Origin of the sequence: Nocardia sp. NPDC051833 (assembly GCF_040681225.1) — a bacterium.
Lineage (GTDB): Bacteria > Actinomycetota > Actinomycetes > Mycobacteriales > Mycobacteriaceae > Nocardia.
Map to the genome: position 1 here is coordinate 1,051,026 of NZ_JBFAYK010000001.1, position 26,857 is coordinate 1,077,882.

General features: G+C 72.8%; 6 protein-coding genes. 5 read left to right on the forward strand and 1 reads right to left on the reverse strand.

Annotation, left to right across the window (positions count from 1 at the left end):
* Nucleotides 1–146: 146 nt before the first annotated feature.
* The 5 genes from AB0L91_RS04820 (at nt 147) to AB0L91_RS04840 (ending at nt 5,451) form a co-directional block, all read left to right on the forward strand.
* Nucleotides 147–914: a DeoR/GlpR family DNA-binding transcription regulator gene (locus AB0L91_RS04820; protein WP_365007282.1), complete on the forward strand. Its 768-nt coding sequence runs from the start codon at nt 147–149 to the stop codon at nt 912–914.
* Nucleotides 911–1,876, forward strand: coding sequence for a 1-phosphofructokinase family hexose kinase (locus AB0L91_RS04825; RefSeq protein WP_365007283.1), 966 nt, complete (start codon nt 911–913; stop codon nt 1,874–1,876). The genes AB0L91_RS04820 and AB0L91_RS04825 overlap by 4 nt, the downstream gene beginning before the upstream one ends.
* A 33-nt stretch (nt 1,877–1,909) precedes the next feature.
* Nucleotides 1,910–4,285, forward strand: coding sequence for a fructose-specific PTS transporter subunit EIIC (locus AB0L91_RS04830; protein ID WP_365007284.1), 2,376 nt, complete (start codon nt 1,910–1,912; stop codon nt 4,283–4,285).
* A gap of 26 nt (nt 4,286–4,311) precedes the next feature.
* Nucleotides 4,312–4,569: an HPr family phosphocarrier protein gene (locus tag AB0L91_RS04835; RefSeq protein WP_355280786.1), complete on the forward strand. Its 258-nt coding sequence runs from the start codon at nt 4,312–4,314 to the stop codon at nt 4,567–4,569.
* Between the two features lie 129 nt (nt 4,570–4,698).
* Complete coding sequence (locus AB0L91_RS04840; RefSeq protein WP_365007285.1) at nt 4,699–5,451, forward strand: alpha/beta fold hydrolase; 753 nt, start codon at nt 4,699–4,701, stop codon at nt 5,449–5,451.
* 42 nt (nt 5,452–5,493) lie between these two features.
* Here the strand turns inward: AB0L91_RS04840 and AB0L91_RS04845 are convergent, their stop codons facing one another.
* The gene (locus tag AB0L91_RS04845; RefSeq protein WP_365007286.1) at nt 5,494–26,805 is read right to left on the reverse strand and encodes an SDR family NAD(P)-dependent oxidoreductase; all 21,312 of its coding nucleotides are present in this window, start codon (nt 26,803–26,805) and stop codon (nt 5,494–5,496) included.
* Nucleotides 26,806–26,857: the final 52 nt, after the last annotated feature.

The following is a 26,857-nucleotide window of genomic DNA, read 5'->3' on the forward strand; positions in this document are numbered from 1 at the left end:
ATGTGACCGCGGGCACCTTCGGTCCGGCCGTGACCCGCGATAGGCGGCGACAACGATTGTGACTCGCCTCACTAAAAACGGTTGACAAAGCCACATAATCGGGCATAAAACAACATGAGTACACATTCACCGAAGCGGAGGAACCCATGTACGCCGAGGAACGGCAGCAGGCGATCGCGGCCCTGATCGGGCATCGCGGGCGGGTCTCCGTCGCCGAACTGGCCGACCAGTACGGGGTCACCACCGAGACCGTGCGGCGCGACCTCGCCGTGCTGGACCGGCTCGGCCTGATCCGGCGCGTGCACGGCGGCGCGGTCGGGGCGGGCGCGCTGACCACCATCGAGCTGGGCACCGCCGAACGCGACAGCACCCGCGCCGCCGAGAAGGACCGCATCGCCGTGCTGGCCCAGCGCTTCCTGCCCGCGTCCGGCGGCAGCGTGCTGTTCGACGCCGGCACGACGACGGCCAGGGTCGCCGCCGAGCTGCCCACCGATCTCGACCTCGTCGCGGTCACCAACTCGCTGCCGATCGCCACCCGGCTCACCGGCTTCGCCGGGGTGCGGGTGCATCTGCTCGGTGGGCGGGTGCGCGGGGTCACCCAGGCGGCCGTCGGCGCCGAGACGCTGCGCCTGCTCGGTGAGCTGCGCGTGGATGTCGCCTTCGTCGGCACCAACGCGCTCACCGTCCGGCACGGGCTGTCCACGCCCGACCCCGAGGAGGCCGCGGTGAAGCGCGCGATGATCGCCGCCGCCGACCGGGTCGTGGTGGTCGCCGACGCGGGCAAGGTCGGCCGGGAGGACTTCGTGCGCTTCGGCAGCACCGACGACATCGATGTACTGGTCACCGATACCGATATCCCGGCCACCGCGCACGCGGACCTGGTCGCGGCGGGTATCGAGGTGGTGCTCGCATGATCGTCACCCTGACCGCGAACCCGAGTGTGGACCGGACGGTCACGCTCACCGAGCCGTTGCGGCGCGGACAGGTGCATCGCGCCGCCGGGGTCACCACACAGCCCGGTGGCAAGGGCGTCAATGTCGCGCGGGTCGTCGCCGCCGGTGGCGCGCCGGTGGTGGCCGTGCTGCCCGGGGCCGAGGACGATCCGGTGGTGCGCGGATTGCGCACGGCGGGAATCGGTTTCCGCACGGTGCCGGTGCCGGGCGAACCGCGGGTGAATCTGACGATCGCCGAAACCGACGGCACCACCACCAAGATCAACGCACCCGGCCGCCCGCTGACCGGCCGCGAGCTGGCCGAGCTGACGTCGGTGCTGGTCGAGCTGAGCGCTGAGGCGGCGTGGATCGTGCTGTCCGGTTCGTTGCCGCCCGGGGTGCCGGTCGACTGGTACGCCGAACTGGTCGCCACGCTGTCGTCACTGGGCGCGAACGGGGCGGCCCGCACCCGGATCGCGGTCGACACCTCCGACGCGCCGCTGCTGGCCCTGTTCGCCGAATCAGTACGCACCGCACCCGATCTCATCAAGCCGAACTCCGACGAACTCGCCCAGCTGACCGGGCTCGACCCGGTCGAGCTCAACGACCCCGTAGCCGCCGCCACGGCCGCCGCGAGCCTGATCGATCGCGGAGTCGGCGCGGTGCTGGCGACCCTCGGCGCGGCAGGCGCGGTGCTGGTCACCGCCGAGGACGCCTGGTTCGCCGCGGCCCCGCCGATCGTGCCGCGCAGCACCGTCGGCGCGGGCGACTCCGCCCTGGCGGGCTATCTGCTCGCCGACCTGGCGGGCGCGGACCCGGCCGACCGGCTGCGCGCCGCCGTCGCCTACGGCAGCGCGGCCACCGCGCTGCCGGGCACCGAACTGCCCGGCCCGGCCGACATCGCGCCCGTCGCCGTCACCGCCCGCCCCTTGCCGACCAGCTGACCCGCTCCACCCCCACTCGCGAAAGACACCACGATGGCCGATTCGATCATCACCACCGACCTGATCACGCTCGACGCCGAGCTCGGCGCCGACAAGGACGCGGTGATCACCGCGCTCGCGGGCAAGCTCGCCGCGGTGGGCCGCGCGAGCGACGCCGCCGCCGTGAGCCGGGCGGCGCTGGACCGGGAAGCGCAGTCGGCCACCGGACTCCCCGGTGGCATCGCCATCCCGCACTGCCGATCGGCGGCCGTCACCAGCGCGTCCCTCGCCTTCGCCCGCCTCTCCCCCGGCGTCGACTTCGGTGCCCCCGACGGCCCCGCCGACCTGGTGTTCCTGATCGCCGCCCCCGAAGGTGCGGGCGCCGAACACATGAAGCTGCTGTCCTCCCTGGCCCGCGCGCTCGTCCGCCCCGCCTTCGTCGCCGACTTACGATCGGCGGCGACACCCGCCGACGTCGTCGCCTTGGTCGACAGCGTCATCAACCCACCGCCCGCCCCGGCCACCACGGCACAGCAACCCCCAGCGACCACAGCCGGTGTCGCGGCCGGTGTCGCGGCCGGTGGCGACGCAACGGCCGCTGGCTCCGCAGCGAAGGGCGCCGGCGAGGGAAGCGGTGTCGGCGCAGCTGACAGCGCCGGAGCCACCGAGGGCACGGCAACAACCGACACTGCACAGGCGAAGAGCCCGGCAGGAGCCGGGGCCGCGCCAGCAGGCAATGCCACTGCCATCGGTGCGGCTGCGGCCGACAGCGTTGCAGTGGGCGGGGGCGCAGCAACCACCAATGCCGCAGCCGCTGGTGAATCCGGAGCAGACGCCGATGCTCGCGGTGCGTCGACCACCCCGAGCTCCGCAGCCGGTGGTGTGGCGCAGGCAGGAACAGCTACGACTGCCGGAACAGGCAGTGCCGCAGAGACTTCCGTCGGAAGCGTGACCGGAGGACGGCGGCGGCGGATCGTCGCGGTGACCGCCTGTCCGACCGGCATCGCGCACACCTATATGGCCGCCGACTCCCTTGTCGCCGCCGGTGAGCGCGCCGGGGCCGACGTGGCCGTCGAGACCCAGGGGTCCAGTGGCGGCGACAAGCTGGACCCCGCCACGATCGCAGCGGCCGACGCGGTCATCTTCGCCACCGATGTGGGGGTGAAGGATCGGGGCAGGTTCGCGGGCAAGCCGGTCGTCGAGTCGGGCGTCAAGCGCGCCATCAACGAGCCGGACACGATGATCGCAGAGGCGGTCGCGGCGAGCACGGCCCCGGGTGCGGCGACGGTGGGCGGCGCGGCACCGGTCCCGGCGGCCTCGGCGGCCAAGGGCATCGGCTGGGGCACCCGGCTGCGGCAGATCCTGCTCACCGGGGTCAGCTACATGATCCCGTTCGTCGCGGCGGGCGGGCTGCTGATCGCGCTCAGCTTCCTGCTCGGCGGGTACGAGATCTCCGACAGCGCGAAGGACATCGTGCTGAACAACTCGATCACCGATCTGCCCGACGGTGGCCTCGGCACCTACTTCGGCGCGGTCCTGTTCCAGATCGGCGCGCTCGCGTTCGGCTTCCTGGTGCCCGCGCTGGCCGGGTACATCGCCTTCGCGATCGCCGACCGGCCCGGTCTCGCACCGGGTTTCACCGCGGGCGCCATCGCGGTGTTCGTCGGGGCGGGATTCCTGGGCGGTCTGGTCGGCGGGCTGGTCGCCGGGTTCGCGGCGCTGTGGGTCGGCAGGCTGCCGGTGCCGACGTGGGCGCGCGGCCTGATGCCGGTGGTCGTGATTCCGCTGCTCGCCTCGCTGATCGTCGGCGTGGCCATGTTCGTGCTGCTCGGCAAGCCGCTCGCGGCCGTGACCAGCGGACTCACCGACTGGCTCAACGGCCTGTCCGGCACCTCCGCGGTCGCGCTCGGTGTCATCCTGGGCGTGATGATGTGCTTCGACCTGGGCGGGCCCGTCAACAAGGCCGCGTACTCCTTCGCCGCGGCCGGCCTGTCGGTGACCGATCCCGCGACGCTGCGGATCATGGCCGCGGTGATGGCCGCGGGCATGGTGCCGCCGCTGGCGATGGCGCTGTCGACCACCGTGCGCCCGCGCCTCTACACCGAGGCCGAGCGGGAGAACGGCAAGGCCGCCTGGCTGCTGGGCGCCTCGTTCATCTCCGAGGGCGCGATCCCGTTCGCCGCGGCCGACCCGCTGCGCGTGCTGCCCTCGATGATGCTCGGCGGCGCGGTCACCGGCGGCCTGGTGATGGCCACCGGCGTGACGCTGAGCGCACCGCACGGCGGCATCTTCGTGTTCTTCGCGATCGGCCACCTCGGCTGGTTCGTGCTGGCGCTGCTGGCGGGCACCGTGGTCGCCGCGCTGAGCGTCACCCTCGCCAAGGAGTTCACCCGTACGCAGTCCGCGTCCCCCGTCCTAACCACCGCGTAACCCGTTCACACACAAGGAGATATCCCATGGCCAGCACCACCGTCACCGTCGGCTCCTCGGTCGGCCTGCACGCCCGTCCCGCCGCCCTGATCGCCGAGGCGGTCGGCGCGGCCGGGGTTCCGGTCACCATCGCGCTGGTCGGCGGCGACCCGGTCGACGCGGGTTCGGCGCTGATGATCATGACCCTCGGCGCCGGTCAGGGCGCCGAGGTGGTGATCACCAGCGACGACCAGCCGACCCTGGACAAGATCACCGAACTGGTCGCCAGCGACCTCGACGCCTGATCCCTCGCGGCCACCCGCGCGTCGGGTGGCCGCGGCGTGCGCCCGCCTTCGCCGACAGGCGTGATCGCGGGACCCCCGGGTACATTCGAGGAGCTCGTACTTCAGTTCTCTCGAAAGGCCCTCCGCCCTATGGGTACTCGCTGGCTACGTCGCCTTTCCCCCGCCCCCGGCGCGGAATCCCGGAAGTTGGTCTGCTTCCCGCACGCAGGCGGTTCGGCCCTCGCGTACGGGCCGCTGGCCAAGTCGATCGGCGCCGACTTCGACGTGCTCGCCGTGCAGTACCCCGGGCGGCAGGACCGGCGGCAGGAACCGCTGGTGGACAGCATCTCCGGCCTCGTCGACGGGCTGCTGCCCGAGCTGATCGAGGCGCTCGACGGCGACGAGAACTTCTTCGCCTTCGGCCACAGTATGGGCTCCGTGGTCGCCTTCGAGACCTGCCGGCGGCTGGAGCAGGCGGGCTCGACGGCGCGCGTGCTGTTCGCCTCCGGCCGCCGCGCCCCGTCGGCCCCGCAGCCGGGAACCGTGCATCTGCTGGGCGATCGGGAACTGGCCACGCAACTGCTCGAGTTCGGCGGCACTCCACCGGCGCTGCTCGCCGATCCCGAGTTCCGTCAGCTCATCCTCTCGATCACGCGCAACGACTACCGCGCCATCGAGACCTACACGTGCGCCACGGAGACCACGGTGGCCAGCCCGATCGTCGCGCTGGCGGGCGCGGACGACGCCGACGCCCAGCTCGCCGACATCCAGGCCTGGGGCACGCACACCACCGGCGACTTCACCGCGACCACGTTCCCCGGCGGCCACTTCTACCTCGACGCGAACCTCGACGGCATCGGCGGCCTGATCCGCGAGCACAGCGCACGGGCCCTGGCCCGCTAGCCGGGTGGCCGGGTGCGCACCGCGCTCACCCGGCCACCCGGTTCAGGACTCCAGCCAGTCCTCGATGGCGGCGGCCGCGTCGGCCGAACCGCTCTCCAGGACGGTGAAGTGGTCGGCCTCGACCGGCACCACCGTGTGCGCCGGGTCCCAGCCCCTGGCCTGCCAGTCCGGCCGCTGCGCCGGGTCCGCCAGGAACGACTGCGCGCACTGGACGAGCAGCGCCGGGGTGGTGACGGAACCGGGCACCATCTCCTGCATCAGCTGGACGTACCAGCCCATGCCGGACAGCCGGGCGGCGTCGAAGCGGCCGAACTCGGCCTCCCGCGACACCATGTGCTCGGCCATCTCCCGCAGCAGCCATTCGCCGCCGTCGTGCACCCGGTAGGTGTCGATCATGGCGACGCCCTCGGGCACCGGACCCTGGGCCGCTTCGAGGTACTCGGTGACGAGGTAGGCCAGCAGGCCACCCGAGGAGTACCCCAGCAGGACGAACGGTTCGCCCTGCGCGGCCTCGAGCACACCGCACGCCAGCGTTTCCAGTGCCGCCTCGGGCGTGGCGGGCAGTGGCTCGTCGGCCGCGAAGCCGATCGGCGGCAGCACCACGACCTCGCGGCCGGTCCGCAGGTGCGCGGTGACCCTGGCGTACTGGTGCGCGCCACCGGTGGCCAGTGGCGGGTTGACGCAGATGATCCGCGGGAGGTCGGACCCCGACGCGAGCCGGGTCGGCACCGGCAGCTCGTCCAGATCGGCCGCCGAGGCGAACCGCTCCCGCAGCTGCGCCGCGACCCGCAACAGGTCGAAGCCGGTGCGGGCGCGCCCGTTCTGCACCGCACCGCGGAACATCCCGTACAGCGACTCGTCGGTGCCCGATCGCTGCCCCGGCTGCGCGACCGCGGCGAGTTCCGCGCGCAGGTAGCGGGCCAGCCCGGCCGGTGTCTTCTGGTCGAAGATCGCGGCGGTCGGCAGGGTCAGCCCGGTGGAGGCGTTGAGCGTGGTGCGCAACTCCATCGCGGCCAGCGAGTCGAAGCCGGATTCGAGGAAGTCCCGCTCGGCGTCGAGCGCGTCGACGCTCTCGTGCCCGAGCAGCCGCGCCGCGGTCTCGAGGATGTGCGTCTGGAGCCACCGCTCCTGCTCCGCCTCGGACAGGTGTGCCAGCTGCCTGCGCACCGCGCCCGGGTCGGGCGCGCCGCTGCTCTGCCTGCGTCCGGCGCGCCGGACCAGGTCACCGAGCACCGGCGGCACCGACTCCCTGGTCCGCAGGACGGCCGCGTCGATCTCGACGAGCACCTGCGCCGGACGATCGGCCGCCACCGCGGCGTCGAACAGGGCCAGCGCCTTGTCCGCCGCCAGCGGTGGCAGGCCCTGGCGACGCATCCGCTGCCGGTCGGCCTCGCCGAGCCACTGCGCCATGCCGGTGTCGATGCCCCACAGCCCGTAGGCGAGGGAGGTGGCGGGCAGGCCGACGCCGTGGCGGTGTGCGGCGAGCGCGTCGAGGAACACATTGGCCGCCGCGTAGCCGCCCTGGCCCGCGGGCAGGATCGACCCGGCCACCGAGGAGATCAGCACGAAGGCCGACAGTTCGGTGTCGCGGGTCAGCTCGTGCAGATGCCAGGCGGCGTCGGCCTTGGCGCCGAGGGAGACATCGATCTGCGCGGGGGTCATGGCGTCGACGAGGCCGTTGTAGGCCGCGCCCGCCGCGTGCACGATCGCCCCGAGCGGACGCTCCGCCGGGATCGCGGCGAGCAGCTCGCGCAGGGCCGCCCGATCGGTGACATCGCAGGCGACGACCCGGGCCTGGGCGCCCAGGGCCGCGAGCTCGTCGACGAGTCCCGGCGCGGCGTCCGGTCCGCGCCTGCCGACCAGCAGCAGGTGCCGCACACCGTGTACCACCACCAGGTGTTCGGCCAGGAGACGGCCGATCCCGCCGGTGCCGCCGGTGATCAGGACGGTGCGGTCGGGATCCCACGGTGCCGTCCGGTCGCCGGTCGGGGCGACCGCGCGGACGAGCCGCGGCACCCACGTCCCGTCCGCGCGCACGGCCAGTTCGGGTTCGCCGGTCGCGACGGCGGCAACCAGCTGTTCGGCCGGCTGGTCGGCGGCGGCTTCGACGAGCACGATCCGACCCGGGTGCTCGGCCTGTGCCGCCCGCGCCAGACCCCAGACCGCGGCCGCGGCCGGATCGTCGGTGCTGTCGGTGACCAGCGCCAGCGTGCTGGCGGCGTACCGCTCGTCGCTCAGGAACTCCTGGACGACACCGAGCGTGCCGTGCAGCGCGACGCGCAGCCGCTCCGGCACCTCGGCCCGGTCGACCGTGACCCGGTGGACGACCACGGCAGCAGGCTGCTGCGCCTCCCACTCGGCCCAGGACGTGTCCGCGGCGCCCAGCGCCGGACCGGGTCGCCAGCTCAGCTCGTACCGCGCGTCGCGTGCACGGGACGGCGCGGAGAGCAGTTCGGCCGACATCGGGCGCAGGGCCAGCGACCCCACCGACAGCAGCGGAGCGCCACCGGCATCGGCCATGGTCAGGGTGACGGTGCCCTGGTTCAGCCAGCTCAGCCGAACCCGGACCCGCCGTGCGCCGTCGGCGTGTACCCGCACCGACGACCACGCGAACGGCACCAGTGTCGGGCGTTCGGCGGTCTCGTCCACGCCCTCGGGCAGCCCGAAGGACAGCGCGTGCATGGCCGCGTCGAGCAGCGCCGGGTGCACGCCGTAGCCCCGCGCCGAGGTCTGCTCGGGCAGGGCGACCTCGGCGAACAGATCCGCACCGCGCCGCCACAGCGACTCCAGCCCTTGGAAGGCGGGGCCGTAGTGGTAGCCGTGGTCGGCGAGTTCGGCATAGGCGCCGTCCAGCCGGACCTCGGTGACGTCGGCGGGTGGCCACTGGGCGAAGTCGGTCCAGTCCGGCTCTTCGCGGGTCTCGACGGCGGGGCGCACGGTGCCCTCCGCGTGGTGGGTCCACGGGACCGTCGGATCGTCGTCGTCGCCGCGCGAATAGACGTCGACTCGGCGGTGCCCGTTCTCGTCGCCGTCACCCACGATGACCTGGATGTGCGCGCCCGCGTGCCCGTCGAAGACCAGCGGGGACAGCAGCGTGAGTTCCGCCAGTTCCGGGCAGTCGACGAGATCGGCCGCGTAGGTGGCCAATTCGACGAAGCCGGTGCCGGGCAGCAGCACCACACCGAGCACGTCGTGGTCGGCCAGCCACGGGTGCGTGGCCGTGGACAGCCTGCCGGTGAGCCGGAGACCGCCGCTCTCGGGCTGCGCCACCAGCGCGCCCACCATGGCGTGTTCGGTGCCGCGCAGGCCGAGGGTGTTGGCCTCGCCGGTTCCCAGCGGGCTGGTGGCCCAGAACCGGCGGTGCTGGAAGTCGTAGGTCGGCAGCTCCGTCCGGGTCGCCCCGGTGCCGGCGAGGTAGCGCATCCAGTCGACGGTTCCGCCCGCGACGTGGAGCCGGGCCAGGCCGGTCACCAGGGTCGTGGGGTCTGCCTTGTCGCGCCGGGTCAGCGCGAGGGCGGTCGTGGTGTCCAGGGTCTGCGCGACCATCGGTGTCAGGACGGCGTCGGGGCCGACCTCGGCGAACCGGGCCACGCCCAGCTCCGCCATCGTGGTGACGGCATCGGCGAACCGCACCGTGGCCGCGACCTGTCGCACCCAGTACGCCGGATCCGACATCTCGTCGACGACCCGCGCTCCGGTCACCGTCGACACCAACGGCAGGCGCGGACGCTCGAAGGCCAGACCTTCGACCACCGAGCCGAATTCGGCCAGCATCGGGTCCATCAGCCCGGAATGGAACGCGTGCGAGACCCGCAGTCGGTGTGTGCGCCAACCGTTCTCGGCACACGCCTCGGCCACGGCCTGGACCGCCGCCTCGACACCAGAGAGCACCACCGACGACGGACCGTTCACCGCCGCGATCGACACCCCGTCGACGAGCAACGGCAGCACGTCCGCTTCCGGCGCGCCCACCGCGATCATCGCCCCGCCCGCAGGCAGCGCCTGCATCAACCGGCCACGCGCCGCCACCAGCACACACGCGTCATCGAGCGACAGCACACCCGCGACATGCGCGGCCGCGACCTCGCCGATCGAATGACCGGCCACCACGTCGGCCGTCACGCCCCACGACTCGAGCAGCCGGAACAGCGCCACCTCGTAGGCGAACAGCCCGGCCTGCGCGAAGACCGTCCGGTCGATCAGCGCGTCGTCGGCCAAGGCCGCCGTGAGCGGAACAGGCTGTCCGAGACGCGGTTCCAGCCGCGTGATGATGTCGTCGAACGAGTCGGCGAACACCGGGTACACCCGGAGCCCGGCGGCCATGTCCGCCCATTGCGCGCCCTGACCGGAGAACACGAGACCGGTCGACCCAGCGACCACTCGGCCGCTCACCACACCGGGAGCACCGTCGGCCACCGCCCGCGTGCCCGCGAGGAGCCTGTCGCGGTCGTCGGCGAGGACCACCGCGCGATGATCGAACACGCCCCGGGTGGCGACCAGGGAGAAGGCGACATCGAGCGGGTCCTGGCCGTGGTCGGCCACCTGGTCGGCCAGCCGGGCGGCCTGACCGGTGAGCGCCGCGCCACTGCGCGCCGACACCACCCACGGCACGACCCCGCCGACCGGCGCGGTCTTCACCGCAGGTGCCGAATCCGACACCGGCGGTGCCTGTTCCACGATGACGTGGGCGTTCGTCCCACTGATACCGAACGAGGACACGCCCGCACGCCGCGGCCGATCCACCTCCGGCCACGCCACGGCCTCGGACAGCAGCCGCACATTCCCCTGCGTCCAATCCACCTTGGTGCTGGGCTGATCCGCGTGCAGGGTGCGGGGCAGCACGCCGTGCCGCATCGCCATGATCATCTTGATCACGCCGCCCACACCGGCCGCCGCCTGCGCGTGCCCGATGTTCGACTTCAACGAGCCCAACCAGAGCGGACGGTCCTCGGCGCGATCCTGGCCATAGGTGGCCAGCAGTGCCTGCGCCTCGATCGGATCACCCAAAGTCGTTCCGGTGCCGTGCGCTTCGACGACATCCACCTCCGCCGGAGCGACCCCGGCATTGGCGAGGGCCTGCCGGATCACCCGGCGCTGCGACGGACCGTTCGGCGCGGTGAACCCGTTGGACGCGCCGTCCTGGTTGACCGCCGAACCCGCCAGCACCGCCAGCACCTGATGACCGTTGCGGCGGGCATCGGAGAGCCGTTCCAGCACGAGCACGCCCGCGCCCTCGGACCAGCCGACACCATCGGCGGTGTCGGAGAACGACTTGCATCGCCCGTCCGGCGACAAGCCGCGCTGCCTGCTGAACTCCACGAACGTCTCCGGGGTCGCCATGACGGCAACACCACCGGCCAGCGCCAGATCACACTCGCCCGAGCGCAGCGACTGCGCGGCCAGGTGCATCGCCACCAGCGACGACGAGCACGCCGTATCCACCGACACGGCGGGACCTTCCAGACCGAGCGTGTAGGAGATCCGGCCCGAGACGAGGCTGCCGGTGGCATTGCCGCCGTTGCCCTGCGCGTAGTCGTGGTACATCACGCCGGTGAACACCCCGGTCGAACTCCCGCGCAGCACAGCGGGATCGACCCCGGCGCGTTCGAGCGCCTCCCAGGATGTCTCCAGGAGCTGCCGCTGTTGCGGGTCCATCATCGTCGCCTCGTTGGGCCCGATGCCGAAGAAGTCGGCGTCGAAGTCGGCGGCGGTGTGCAGGAAGCCGCCCTCGCGGGTGTAGGACTTGCCCGCCCGGCCGGGTTCGGGATCGTAGAGCCCGGCGAGGTCCCAGCCACGGTCGGTGGGCAGCGGCGTGACCGCGTCCCCGCCGAGCCGGACCAGTTCCCAGAGGTCCTCGGGCGAGCGGACGCCGCCGGGGTAGCGGCACGCCATGCCGACGACGGCGATCGGGTCACCGTCGGCGGACCGGCTCGCGGTGACCGCCACGTCCTGACCGGTCCCGGCGAACTCCGCGGCCAGGTAGTCGGCCAGCGCCTGCGGCGTCGGGTAGTCGAACACCAGGGTGGCGGGCAACGGCAGACCCGTCACCGCCTTGAGGGCGTTGCGGAACTCGATCGCGGTGATCGAGTCGAAACCCAGGTCACCGAACGCCTTGTCGGCGGCGACCGCGTTCAGGTCCTGATGTCCGAGCACCGTGGCGACCTGGCCGCGCACGATCTCGACGAGCACACCCGCACGTTCGCCGTCGGGTGTGCCCGCCAACCGGGTACGCAGGGCGGTCGCGGCGCCGGAGGCCGCCTTGCGGCGGTGCGGGACCAGGCCGGTGAACAGGGCGGGCGTGGCGAATCCGGCGCCGCGCAGGGCATCCAGATCCACCCGCGCGAGAACCGGTGCGGCCGTGTCGGTCCGGAGGGCGGCGTCGAAGAGGGCCAGGCCCTGCTCCGCCGCCAGCGGCAGCAGGCCCGAGCGGGCGATGCGCTGCCGGTCGACCTGGCTGAGTTCCCCCGCCATGCCGCCGTCCCACATGCCCCAGGCCAGCGACGTCCCCGCCAGCCCGATGCCGCGGCGATGCGCGGCCAGCGCGTCGAGGACGGCATTGGCCGCGGCGTAGTTGCCCTGGCCCGGGTTGCCGAAGACTCCGGCCACCGAGCTGAACAGCACGAACGCCGTCAGCGGGAGATCAGCGGTCAGCTCGTGCAGGTGCAGGGCGGCGTCGACCTTGGGCCGCAGGACGGTGGCCATGCGGTCGGGGGTCAACGAGCCGATGGCACCGTCGTCGAGAACACCCGCCAGGTGGAACACGCCGGACAAGGGTTGTGCCGCGGGGATATCGGCGATAGCGGCGGCCAACGCGGCGCGGTCGGCGACATCACACGCGACGAACGAGACCTCGGCACCCGAATCCTCCAGCGCCGCCCGCAATTCGGCGGCACCCGGACCGGATTCGCCACGCCTGCTTAGCAAGAGCAGTCGACGGACACCGTGTTTGTCGACCAGGTGCCGGGCGAACAAGCCACCCAGCGCACCGCTCGCACCGGTGAGCAGAACCGTCTCCTCCGGCCCGAACAGCTCGTCCACGGTGGAAGTTCCTGCCGGAGGGGCGGATCGGGCGAGACGCGCGGCGTACACGGCACCGTCGCGCACCGCGACCTGCGGTTCACCGGCGACCAGGAGTCCGCCGATCAGACTGTCCGGCAGCGCATCGAGGGCGGCGGTGTCGACCAGAATGATCCGGCCCGGGTTCTCCGACTGCGCGGACCGCACCAGACCACCGATCGCGGCGCCGGCCAGGTTCGTGATGTCCTCGCCCGCCACCGAGATCGCGCCGCTGGTCCGGACGATCAGCACCGATTCCGCGTAGGCGGGCTCGGCGATCCAGGACTGGAGTACCCCGAGAACGTCCCGGGTGGCGGCGTGGATGACGGCGGGGTCGATGCCCACCGGGCAGTCCAGGATCACCGCCGGGGGCACCGGCTCCCCCAGTTCCGGCCAGGTGACCGTGGCGATTCCGGTGTCCGGCAGCGTGATCGGCGTCCATTCGACCCGGAACAGCGCCGACCGGGCGATCTCGGTGCCGGTGGTGAGCTGGGCGGGGTCGATCGGCCGGGAGGCGAGGTGCCGCACGGTCGCGACGGGCGCGCCGGTCGCGTCCGCGAGATCGATCGAGACCCCGCTCGTCCCGACCCGGACGAGGCGAACGCGCAGGGTGTCGGCCCCGTGCGCGTGGACGGTGACCCCCGACCACTCGAACGGCAGCGCGATGCCGGTGCCCGGCGAGGCCGGTTCGCCCGCGACGCGCAGGGCGTGCAGGGCGGCGTCGAGCAGTGCCGGGTGCAGCCCGAATCGCGGTGCCTCCGCGCGGGCCTGGTCGGGCAGTGCGAGTTCGGCGTAGATGCCCGCGTCGTCCCGCCAGGCGGCGGTGAGCCCGCGGAACACCGGTCCGTAGTGGTAGCCCTGCTCGTCGAGGGTGTCGTAGGCGCCGTCGAGGTCGACCACGGTGGCACCGGTCGGGGGCCACTGGGTGAGGTCCACCGGCACGGTGTCGCTGTCCGCCGCGAGCACGCCCTCGGCGTTCAGGGTCCACGACGCCGCGGCGCTGTCGGGGCGCGAGAAGATCCGCACGTCGCGGCGGCCCGGCTCGTCCTCGGCGCCGACGACGACGCGCACCGCGACGCCCGCCGGGTCCGGCAGCGTCAGCGGGGCGCGCAGGATCAGCTCGGCCAGGGTCGGGCAGCCGACCTCGGCACCCGCCTGCAGGGCGAGTTCGACGAACCCGGTGCCGGGGAACAGCACCGTGTCCAGCACGGCGTGGTCGGCCAGCCAGGGGTGCGTCCGCGCCGAGAGCCTGCCGCTCAGCGCGACGGCATCGGACTCGGGCTGGGCGACCACCGCCGAGACCAGCGGGTGGTCACTGGCGACGAAGCCGAGGGCGCGGGCGTCGCCACCGGCCGTGCTGTCCGTCAGCCAGTAGCGCTGCCGCTGGAAGGCGTAGGTGGGCAGGTCGACCCGGCGCGCGCCGGTCCCGGCGAACAGTGCCGCCCAGTCCAGGTCGGCGCCGGACACGGACAGCCCGGCCAGTCCGGCCGTCAGGGTCGGCGCGTCGGCGTTGTCCCGGCGGGCCAGCGCCACCATCGTGGTGGTCGTGTCTCCGGCCGCCTCGGTGATCTGGCTGATCATCGGGACGAGCACGGCGTCCGGCCCGACCTCGGCGAACCGGCTAACCCCCGCCTCGGTCATGGTGGCGACCGCGTCGGCGAAGCGCACGGTGCTGCGCACCTGACCGACCCAGTAGGCCGGATCGGACATCTCGTCCCCGACCCGGGCACCGGTCACCGTCGACACCAGCGCGAGGGTCGGACGCTCGAACGTCAGACCCGCGACCACCGCGGCGAATTCGTCCAGCATCGGCTCCATGAGCCCGGAATGGAACGCGTGCGAGACCCGCAAACGGTGTGTCCGCCAGCCCTGCTCGGCACATACCTCGGCCGTTGCCTGGACCGCCGCCTCGATACCGGAGAGCACCACCGACGACGGACCGTTCACCGCCGCGATCGACACCCCGTCGACGAGCAACGGCAGCACCTCGGCTTCCGGCGCACCCACGGCGACCATCGCGCCACCGGCGGGCAGCCCCTGCATCAACCGGCCACGGGCCGCCACCAGAACACACGCGTCATCGAGCGACAGCACACCCGCGACATGCGCGGCCGCGATCTCACCGATCGAATGACCGGCCACCACCTCGACCCGCACACCCCACGACTCGAGCAGCCGGAACAACGCCACCTCGAAGGCGAACAACCCGGCCTGCGCGAACACGGTGTCGTCGACCCGAGCGGGATCGGCGAGCGCGTCGGTCAGCGATACCGGCTGCTCCAGCAGCGGATCCAGCTGCGCGACAATCGCATCGAAGTGTTCGGCGAAGACCGGATACGGGCGCAGCCCGGCGGCCATCCCGGCCCACTGCGCCCCCTGACCGGAGAACACCACGCCCGTCGACCCGGCCACCACGCGACCGGTGACGACGCCCGCGCGGGTCTCGCCACGGCCCAGCGCCGCGGCATCGGCCAGCAGACCGTCCCGATCGGCGGCCAGCAGCACGGCCCGATGGTCGAATCCGGTGCGCGAGGTCACCAGCGAGTAGCCGATGTCGACCGCCGCCGAATCACGCGCTGTCACCAGCGACGCCAGGCGGCTCGCCTGATCCGCGAGCGCCGCTGCGCTCCGCGCCGACAGCACCCAGGGCAGCACACCACCGACGGGAGCCATCGGGTCCGTCGACGCGGGCGGCACCGGCGCGGCCTCCACGATGACGTGGGCATTGGTCCCGCTGATACCGAACGACGACACACCAGCCCGACGCGGCCGATCGACCTCCGGCCACGCGACCGCCTCGGTCAGCAGGCGCACATCGCCCTCGGCCCAATCCACCTTCGTGGAGGGCTCATCCACGTGCAGCGTCCGGGGCAGCACCCCGTGCCGCATCGCCATGATCATCTTGATCACGCCACCCACACCGGCCGCCGCCTGAGCATGACCGATATTGGACTTCAGCGAGCCCAGCCACAGCGGCCGGTCCTCGGCACGATCCTGACCGTAGGTGGCCAACAGGGCTTGCGCCTCGATCGGATCACCCAAAGTCGTTCCGGTGCCGTGCGCTTCGACCGCGTCGACCTCGGCCGGGGACACTCCGGCATTGGCCAGGGCCTGGCGGATCACCCGGCGCTGCGACGGACCGTTCGGCGCCATCAAACCGTTGGACGCGCCGTCCTGGTTGACCGCCGAACCGGCGAGCACCGCCAGCACCTGGTGCCCGTTGCGGCGGGCGTCGGAGAGCCGTTCCAGCACGAGCACACCCGCGCCCTCGGACCAGGCCACCCCGTCGGCCGCCTCCGCGAACGACTTGCACCGCCCGTCCGGCGACAGCCCACGCTGACGGCTGAACTCGATGAGCGTCTCCGGCGTCGCCATCACCGCGACACCACCGGCCAGCGCGAGATCGCACTCGCCCGACCGCAGCGACTGCGCCGCGAGATGCATCGCCACCAGCGACGACGAGCACGCCGTATCCACCGACACCGCGGGACCTTCCAGTCCCAGGGTGTAGGCGATCCGGCCCGAGACGAGGCTGCCGGTGACATTGCCGCCGTTGCCCTGCGCGTAGTCGTGGTACATCACGCCGGTGAACACACCGGTCGAACTCCCGCGCAGCGCAGGCGGATTCACTCCGGCGCGTTCGAGGGCCTCCCACGACACCTCCAGCAGCAGACGCTGCTGCGGATCCATGGCGGTGGCCTCGTTCGGGCTGATCCCGAAGAACTCGGCGTCGAACTCGGCGGCCTCGTAGAGGAATCCGCCGCGGCGGGTGTAGGTCTTGCCCGGCGTGCCGGGGACGGGATCGTAGATGCCGTCGATGTCCCAGCCGCGATCGTCCGGCAGTTCGCCGCTGGTGTCGGTGCCCGCGGTGACCAGGTCCCAGAGGTCCTCGGGCGAGGCGACACCACCGGGGTAGCGGCAGCTCATCGCGACCACGGCGATCGGATCGTCGCCGGCGGCCCGGCTGGCGGTGACCACGATGTCGTGGCCGGTCCCGGTGAACTCCTCGGCCAGATACCGGGCGAGGGCCTGCGGTGTCGGGTAGTCGAAGACGAGGGTGGCGGGCAGCGGCAGCCCCGTCGCGGCCTTGAGTCCGTTGCGGAACTCGATGGCGGTGATCGAGTCGAAACCGAGTTCGCTGAACGCCTTGTCGGCCGCGATGGCGGTCAGGTCCTGGTGCCCGAGGATCGCGGCGACCTGTCCGCGCACGATCTCCTCCAGCACGCCCAGCCGTTCGCTGTCGGGCGTGTTCGCCAGCCGGGTACGCAGCGCGGTCGCCGTCCCGGTGACGGCCCTGCGGCGCTGGGAGATCAGACCGGAGAACAGGGCGGGCAGGGCGATGCCGTGGCCGCGCAGCACCTCCAGGTCGAGCCGGGCGACCAGCGGTGCGGCGACATCGAGGCCGGTCACCGCGTCGAACAGCGCGAGGCCCTGGGCATCGGTCATCGGCAGCATGCCCGAGCGGACCATCCGCTGCCGCTCGGCCTCGCCGAGCTCGCCCGCCATGCCGCCTTCCCACATGCCCCACGCCACCGAGGTGCCGACCAGACCGGCGAACCGGCGGTGGGTGGCGAGCGCGTCGAGGACGGCATTGGCCGCGCCGTAGTTGCCCTGACCGGGGTTGCCGAAGGCCCCGGCCACCGAGCTGAACAGCACGAACGCCGTCAACGGGAGATCAGCGGTCAGCTCGTGCAGGTGCAGGGCGGCGTCGACCTTGGGCCGCAGGACGGCATCCATGCGGTCGGGAGTCAGTGCGGCGACGGCGCCGTCGTCGAGGACACCGGCGAGGTGGAACACACCCGACAGTGGTTGCGCCGCAGGGATATCGGCGATAGCGGCGGCCAGCGCCGCACGATCGGCGACATCGCACGCGACGAACGAGACCTCGGCACCCGAATCCTCCAGCGCCGCCCGCAATTCGGCGGCACCCGGACCGGATTCGCCACGCCTGCTCAGCAACAGCAGTCGACGGACACCGTGCTTGTCGACCAGGTGCCGGGCGAACAGTCCGCCCAGCGCACCGCTCGCACCGGTGAGCAAGACCGTCTCCTCCGGCCCGAACAGCTCTTCCACGGTGGACGCCGGGGCGGGGATTCGGGTGAGCCGTGCGGCGTGCACGACCCCGGCGCGAACCGCCACCTGCGGTTCGGCCGCCGCCAGGATTCCACCGACGGGGATGTCCGCGGAATCGGTGTCGAGCAGGACGATCCGACCCGGGCTCTCGGCCTGGGCGGCACGCACCAGGCCGCCGACGGCGGCACCGGCCAGGTTCGTGATGTCCTCGCCCGCGACCGACACCGCGCCGCCGGTCCGCACGATCAGCACGGAGTCGGCGAAACGCGCCTCGGCGGCCCAGGCTTGCAGCGCCTCGAGCACGCCGTGGGTAGCGGCGTGCACGGCGGCGGCATCGTTACCGCTCGGGCAGTCCAGAATCACCGCAGGGGGCACCTGGTCACCGAGGTCGGCCCACGTCGCCACATCGATCTCGGTGTCGGACAACGAGATCGGCGACCAGGTGACCTCGAACAGTGCCTGCGGAACGGTGGCCGAACCGGCCGTGAGCTGCGCGGGATCGATCGGCCGTGAGGCCAGGTGCCGGACCGTCGCGACGGGGGCGCCGGTCGGGTCCGTCAGCTCCAGCGCGACCCCGTGATCGCCGACCCGGGTGAGCCGCACGCGCAGCGCGTCGGCCCCACTCGCGTGCACGGTCACTCCGGACCACTCGAACGGCAGGGCCAGGCCGCCCGCCACCGTGGCGTCACCGGCCAGGCGCAGGGCGTGCAGGGCCGCGTCGAGCAGGGCCGGGTGCAGGCCGAACCGCTGGGCCTCGGCCCTGGCCTCCTCGGGCAGTTCGACCTCGGCGTAGAGCAGGCCGTCGGCGCCGCGCCAGGCCGAGCGCAGCGCCCGGAACATCGGGCCGTAGTGATAGCCCTGTTCGTCGAGGTCGTCGTAGACGCCCTCGATCGAGAGAGCGGTCGCGTCGGCGGGTGGCCACTGGGTGACCTCCGCCGGGGCGCTGTCGCCGTCCGGCGCCAGCACACCGTCGGCGTTGAGGGTCCAGGCGACGGCATCGTCGTCCTCGGGGCGGGAGAAGATCCGCACCGCCCGCCTGCCCGCCGCGTCCTGCGCGTCGACGACGACGCGGACCGCGAGTCCACCGGACCCCGTCAGCGCCAGGGGCGCCCGCAGCGCCAGCTCATCCAGGGTCGCGCAGCCGACCTGATCGCCCGCGTGCAGGGCGAGTTCGACGAATCCGGTGCCGGGGAACAGCACCGTGTCCATCACCCGGTGGTCGGCGATCCACGGCTGCGACTCGGTCGAGAGGCGGCCGGTGAGGGTCACCGCGTCGGAGTCCGGCTGCGCGACGACCACCGACGCCAGCGGGTGTCCGGTGGCGACGAGGCCGAGGGCTCTGGCGCCGGTTCCGGTGGTGCCTTCGGTCAGCCAGTAGCGGCGGCGCTGGAACGCGTAGGTGGGCAGGTCGACGCGACGGGCACCGGTTCCGGCGTACAGCGCGGCCCAGTCGACCTCGGCGCCAACGACATACAGTCCGGCGACCGCGCGCAGCACGGCGGCGGCATCGGCGGCATCGCGGCGGGCGGTCGCCACGACGGCGCCGTCCTCGACACTCTGGGTGATCATCGGCACGAGCACGGCGTCGGGTCCCACCTCGGCGAACCGGGTGACCCCCGCGGCGGCCATCGTGGCGACGGCGTCCGCGAAGCGCACGGTGTCGCGCACCTGGCCGACCCAGTAGGCCGGATCGGACATCTCGTCCCCGACCCGGGCACCGGTGACCGTCGACACCAGCGCGATGCTCGGTGCCCCGAAGGTCAGACCCTCGACCACCGTGGCGAATTCGGCCAGCATCGGCTCCATCAGCGCCGAGTGGAAGGCGTGCGAGACCCGCAAACGGTGTGTGCGCCAACCACGCTCGGCACACCCCTCGGCCACGGTCGCCACGGCCGCGCCGACGCCGGAGAGCACCACCGCGGACGGACCGTTCACCGCCGCGATCGACACCCCGTCGATCAGCAACGGCAGCACCTCGGCTTCCGGCGCACCCACGGCGACCATCGACCCGCCCGCGGGCAGCGCCTGCATCAACCGGCCCCGCGCCGCCACCAGAACACACGCGTCGGCGAGCGACAGCACACCTGCCACATGGGCGGCCGCGATCTCACCGATCGAGTGCCCGGCCACCACCTCCGCCCGCACACCCCAGGATTCCAGCAGCCGGAACACCGCCACCTCGAAGGCGAACAGCCCCGCCTGCGCGAACACGGTGTCGTCGATTCGGGTCTCGTCGGCCAACGCCTCGCTCAGCGATACCGGCTGTCCGAGCAGCGGTTCCAGCTGGGCGACGATGCCGTCGAAGTGTTCGGCGAACACCGGGAACGCGCGCAGTTCGGCGGCCATGCCCGCCCACTGCGCGCCCTGACCGGAGAACACCATGCCCGTCCGGCCCGCCACCACCCGGCCGGTCACCACGCCCGGCGCGGACTCGGCCCGGCCCAGCGCCCGCGCGCCGGCGAGCAGATCGGCCCGATCGGTCGCGAGCAGCACGGCCCGATGGTCGAACGCGACCCGGGCCGTCACCAGCGACGAGCCGACGTCGACCGCATCCGAATCATGTTCTGTCACCTGCGAGACGAGGTTCGCGGCCTGGTCGGCGAGTGCCGCCGCCGTCCGCGCGGACAGCACCCAGGGCAGCACGCCACCGGCCGGGGCAGTGGTCCGCACCGGCACCGAGTCCACCACGGGCGCCTGCTCGACGATGAGGTGCGCGTTGGTGCCGCTGAGCCCGAACGAGGACACACCCGCGCGACGCGGCCGATCCACCGCGGGCCACGGCGTGGCTTCGGTCAGCAGCCGGAGGTGGCCCTCGGACCAGTCGACCTTCGTACTCGGCCGGTCGATGTGCAGCGTCTGCGGCAGCACCCCGTGCCGCATCGCCATGATCATCTTGATCACACCGGCCACACCGGCCGCCGCCTGCGCGTGGCCGATATTGGATTTCAGCGAGCCCAGCCACAGCGGGCGGTCCTCGGCACGGTCCTGGCCATAGGTCGCCAGCAGGGCCTGCGCCTCGATCGGATCACCCAGAGTCGTTCCGGTACCGTGCGCTTCGACCGCGTCGACCTCGACCGGCGAGACCCCGGCATTGGCCAGCGCCTGCCGGATCACCCGGCGCTGTGACGGACCGTTGGGCGCCGTCCAGCCGTTCGAGGCACCGTCCTGGTTGACCGCCGATCCGGTGATCACGCCGAGCACCTGGTGACCGTTGCGCTGCGCGTCGGACAGTCGCTCCAGCACCAGCACACCGGCGCCCTCGGCCCACGCGACACCGTCGGCCCCGTCGGCGAAGGACCGGCACCGGCCGTCCGGCGACAGACCACGCTGACGGCTGAATTCGAGGAACATATCCGGGGTCGACATCACCGCCACACCACCGGCCAGCGCCAGATCGCACTCCCCCGACCGCAGCGACTGCGCGGCCAGATGCAGTGCCACCAGCGACGACGAGCACGCCGTATCGACCGTGACCGCGGGCCCTTCCAGCCCGAACACGTACGACACCCGGCCGGAGACCAGGCTGCCGCCCGCGCTGTTGCCGGTCCCGGCACCCTGCGCGTAGTCGTGGTACATCACGCCGGTGAACACCCCGGTGGCGCTGCCGCGCAGGGCGGCCGGGTCCAGCCCGGCGCGCTCGAGCGCCTCCCAGGAGACCTCGAGCAGCACGCGCTGCTGCGGGTCCATCGTCAATGCCTCGTTCGGGCTGATCCCGAAGAATTCGGCGTCGAATTCGCCTGCGGAATAGAGGAATCCGCCCTGCCGGGTGTAGGTCTTGCCCGCCTTGCCCGGCTCGGGATCGTAGATGTCGTCCAGGTCCCAGCCGCGATCGGCGGGCAGTCCGCCGGTGGCGTGGCCGCCCGAGACGACCAGTCGCCACAGGTCTTCCGGTGAGGTGACGTCACCCGGGTAGCGGCAGCCCATGGCGACCACCGCGATCGGCTCGGCGTCGACCGTCCTGGTCGCGGTGACCGCGACCTCCTGCACGTCACCGGTGAGCTGGGAGTCGACGAACTCGGCGACCGCCTGCGGGTTGGGGTGATCGAAGACGAGGGTGGCGGGCAGCCGCAGACCAGTCGCCGCGGTGAGTTTGTTGCGGAACTCGACGGCGCCGAGCGAATCGAAACCGAGCTGCTGGAAGGCCTGCTGCGGCGGGATCGTCTCGATCGTCGCGTGCCCGAGCACCTCGGCCGCGACGGTCTGCGCCAGCGTGAGCAGGGCCGCGCGGCGGTCGGCCTCGGACAGCCCGGCCAGCCGCTGCGCGAACGCCCGGCCCGCGGGCGTCCTGCCGGTACGGCGCACCGGGATCGGGGCGATGCCGCGCAGCAGCGCGGGCACCTGGTCACCCCGCGCGCGCAGCACCGCCGGATCGACCCGCGCCAGGACCAGCTGCGGGGTGTCGGTGGCGATCGCCGCGTCGAACAGGGCCAGCGCGTCGGACTCGGACAGCGGCGGGAAGCCCTGCTTGGCCATCCGCTCGAAGTCCTCGGCGGACAGGTCGGCGCCGAGGCCGCTGGCCCGCTCCCACAGTCCGTAGTCGAGCGAGGTCGCGGGCAGGCCGACGCTGTGCCGGTAGGCGGCCAGACCGTCGAGGAAGACATTGGCGGCGGCGTAGTTGGCCTGGCCCGCGGTGAGTACCAGACCGCCGACCGAGCCGAGCAGGACGAACAGCGACAGCGGCCGGTCCCTGGTGAGTTCGTGCAGGTGCCAGCCCGCGTCGACCTTCGGACGGAACACCCGGTCGAACCGCTGCGGGGTCATCGACTCGAGCACGCCGTGATCGGCGACGGCCGCCGAATGCACCACCCCGACGAGCGGCCGGTCGGCCGGGATGCCGTCCAGCAGGGCCGCGAGCGCGGCCCGGTCGGACACGTCGCAGGCGGCGAGGGTGACCTCGGCGCCGAGGTCACGCAGTTGCTCGGCCAGCTCGGTGGCGCCGGGGGCGTCCGCGCCGCGCCGGGAGGTCAGCAGCAGGTGCCGCGCGCCGTGCGCGGTGACCAGATGCCGCGCGACGACCGCGCCGATGCCCGCGGTGCCACCGGTCACCAGGACCGTGCCCGCCGCGATCGAGCGCACCAGCGCGCCGGGCGCGTGCCGGGTCAGCCTAGGCACAAGCAGGGTCTCCCCCCGCAGCGCCGCCTCGGGTTCCGCCGCGGCGGCGAAGGCGGCCAGGGCACGCGGCTCGCGCGCGGTGTCGACGTCGAGCAGCTGGAACCGGCCGGGATGCTCGGCCTGGGCGGCACGCAGCAGACCCCACACGGGCGCCTGCGCGGTGTCGACCTGGTCGGTGTCGCCGGTCCGCACGGCCGAGTGGGTGAGGACCACCAGCCGGGCGGCGGTGAGGCGCGGTTCGGCCGACCAGCGCTGGACGGTGGCGAGCACCTCGGCGAGCACGTGGCGGGCGGCGACGGGCGGCGCGGCCTCGGGGGCGACGCAGTCGAACAGGACCAGGTCGGGGGCAGGGTCGTCGCCCAGATCAGCGAGCAGCGCGTCGATGTCGGCGAAGACAGGTGTGTCACCGGTGTTTTCGGAGGTTCCGAGCACCACCACGGAGCCGGGGTGGGCCGTGGGCGGCGCGATGGTGTTCCACTCGATGCCGAACAGCGCGTCGGCGATGCCGTCCGCACCGAGCCGGTCCGCCGAGACGGGCCGGGACACCAGGGCGCCCACCGACAGCACCGGGTTGCCGTCGGTGTCGGCGATCTGCACCACGTGCCGACCCTGCTGCCTGGCGATCCTGACCCGGACCTCGGCGGCGCCGGGCGCGTGGATCTGCACCTGGTTCCAGCTGAACGGCAGTTCCGGCGCGTCGATTTCGCCCTGCCTGCGGGCCTGGAGGATGCCGACGTGCAGGGCCGAGTCGAACAGGGCGGGGTGGATGCCGAAGCCCTGCGCGTCACGCCGCTCGGGCAGGGCCACCTCGGCGAACAACTCGTCACCGCGCTGCCAGGCGGCCTGCATGCCCTGGAAGAAGGGGCCGTATTCGTAACCGGCGTCGAGCAATTCGTCGTAGGCGCTGTCGATGGGCAGGGCGACGGCGCCGACCGGCGGCCACGCGGCGAGCTCCATCGGGGCGGCCGGTTCGGCGGGCGCGAGCAGGCCCTCGGCGTGGATGGCCCACGGGCCGCCCGCGATCTGGCGGGAGTGCACGCTGAGCCTGCGGCGGCCGGTCTGGTCGACCGCGCCGACCATCACCTGGACCGAGACGCTGCCCTCGACGGGCAGGGTCAGCGGGGTGTGCAGGATCAGCTCGTCGACCATCGGGCAGCCGACCAGGGCACCGACCCGGCAGGCCAGTTCCACGTACCCGGTGCCGGGCAGCAGCATGACGCCGAAGACGCTGTGGTCGGCCATCCACGGCACGGTGTCCACCGACCAGCGGCCGGTGAAACTCACCGCGTCCGATTCCGGGTGCGGCACCACGGCGCCGAGCAGCGGATGGTCGACGCTGTCGAGCCCGACCGAGGTCACGCCACCGAGTTCGGCACCCAGCCACGACCGGGCCAGCACCTCCTTGGCGTCGAGCCAGTAGCGGACGTGCTGGAAGGCGTAGGTGGGCAGGTCGACCCGCCGGCCGCCGCCGGCGACGGCCGCCCACTCCACGGGCGTGCCCGCCACGAACAACCCGGCCACCGCGGCCAGCAGCGCGGCCGGGCTCGCCTGGTCCTTGCGCGCCATCGGCACGATCACCGGCGCGGGGCCCTGCGGGTCGGCGGTCGCGTCGACGATCTGGGCGATCATCGGGGTGAGGACGGCGTCGGGGCCGATCTCGGCGAAGCGGGTGACGCCCAGCTCGGCCATGGTGGCGATGGTGTCGGCGAAGCGGACGGTGCCGCGCACCTGGCCCGGCCAGTAGACCGGATCGGTCATCTCGTCGGTGACGCGGGCGCCGGTCACCGACGACACCAGCGGCAGGCTCGGCCGGTGCAGCGTCAAACCCCGCACCACCGTGGCGAATTCGGCGAGCATCGGGTCCATCAGCGCCGAGTGCGACGCGATGGAGATCCGCAGCCGGTGGGTGCGCAGCCCGCGCTCGCGGCACGCCTCGACCACGGCGAGCACCGCGTCCTCGACCCCTGACAGCACCACCGACGCCGGGCCGTTGACCGCCGCGATCGCGACCTGCCCGGCGCTGTCGAGCGCGTCGATCACGGAGCGCGCGTCGGCCTCGGTCGTGCCGACCGCGACCATCGCCCCGCCCGGCGGCAGCGCCTCCATCAGGCGGCCGCGGGCGGCCACCAGCGCGCAGGCGTCGGCCAGGTTCAGCACGCCCGCGACGTGCGCGGCGCCGACCTCGCCGATGGAGTGGCCGGTCACCACATCGGCGCGCACACCCCAGGATTCGAGCAGGCGGTACAGCGCCACCTCGAAGGCGAACACGCCTGCCTGGGTGAACACGGTCCGGGCCAGCACCTCGTCGTCGGTCAGCGCCTCGGTGAACGAGACCGGCTGTCCCAGCAGCGGTTCCAGCTCGGCGACGATGGCGTCGAAGTGTTCGGCGAAGACCGGGTACCCGCGCAGTTCGTCGGCCATGCCCGCCCACTGCGAGCCCTGGCCGGTGAAGACGAAGCCGGTCGAACCGGGCACCACCCGGCCGGTCACCACCCCGGGCGCGGCGGTGTCGGCGGCGAGGGCGCGCGCGCCGGCCAGCAGGGCGGCACCGTCGGTGCCGAGGAGCACGGCGCGCTGATCGAACAGGGTGCGGGTCGTCGCCAGGGAGAACCCGACATCCCGTGCGTCCGTATCGTTCTCGGTGACGTGGGCGGCGAGCCGGTCGGCCTGCTCGGCGAGTGCCTCGGCGCCGCGCGCCGACACCACCCACGGCAGCACGCCGCCCACCGGGGCCGCGTCCGGTTCCGGTTCGGGGTCGGCGGGCGCCTGTTCCACGATGAGGTGCACATTGGTGCCCGCGACGCCGAACGAGGACACCCCGGCGCGGCGCGGCCGATCCACCGCGGGCCACGGCGTCGGTTCGGTCAGCAGCCGCACGTGGCCTGCCGACCAGTCGACCTTGGTGGTCGGGGCGTCCACGTGCAGCGTCTTCGGCAGCAGGCCGTGGCGGATCGCCAGCACCATCTTGATCACGCCGCCCACACCGGCGGCGGCCTGCGAGTGCCCGATATTGGACTTCAGTGAGCCGAGCCAGAGGGGCCGGTCGGCGTCGTGTTCCCGGCCGTAGGTGGCCAGCAGGGCCTGGGCCTCGATGGGGTCGCCCAGGGTGGTGCCGGTGCCGTGCGCCTCGACGGCGTCCACGTCGGCCGCGGTGATGCCCGCGTTGGTCAGCGCCTGCTGGATGACCCGCTGCTGCGAGGGCCCGTTGGGCGCGGTCAGGCCGTTGGACGCGCCGTCCTGGTTCACCGCGGAGCCGGTGATCACTGCCAGCACCGGGTGTCCGTTGCGTCGGGCGTCGGACAGCCGCTCCAGCACCAGCACACCGGCGCCCTCGGCCCAGCCGAGACCGTCGGCGGCATCGGCGAACGCCTTGCTGCGCCCGTCGCGCGCCATACCGCGCTGCTTGCTGAATTCCACCAGGGTCTCCGGCGACCCCATCACCGCGACACCACCGGCCAGCGCCAGATCCGATTCGCCCGCCCGCAGCGACTGCGCGGCGGCGTGCAGCGCGACCAGCGACGAGGAGCAGGCGGTGTCGACGGTGACCGACGGCCCCTCCAGGCCGAGCACATAGGAGATGCGCCCGGAGGCGACCGCGCCGGAGTTCGCGTTGGCCGGATAGTCGTGATACATCATGCCGACGTAGACGCCGGTCCGGCTGCCGCGCAGCGAGGCGGGTGCCACCCCGGCGCGTTCCAGTGCCTCCCATGAGGTTTCGAGCAGCAGGAACTGCTGCGGGTCCATCGTCGAGGCCTCGTTGGGGCTGATCCCGAAGAAGCCGGGATCGAATTCGCCCGCCGAGTGCAGGAATCCGCCCTCGCGGGTGTAGATGCTGTTGGGCGCCTCCCCCGTCGGGTCGTAGAGGCGATCAGCGTCCCAGCCGCGGTTGACCGGCAGCTCCGACACCGCGTCGACGCCCTCGGCGACCAGCCGCCACAGATCCTCGGGCGAGCCGACCCCGCCCGGATACCGGCACGCCATCCCGACGATCGCGATCGGCTCCCGCTGGGCGGCGTCGAGCTGACGGTTGCGGGTGCGCAACCGCTCGGTCTCCTTGAGCGAGCTGCGGAGCGCCTCGGTGAGCTTCTGGATTTTGGCGTCGGGCTGGGTCATGCGTCTATCGCTTCCTGCGGTCGCCGGAACACTCCGGCGAAATGTCTATCGG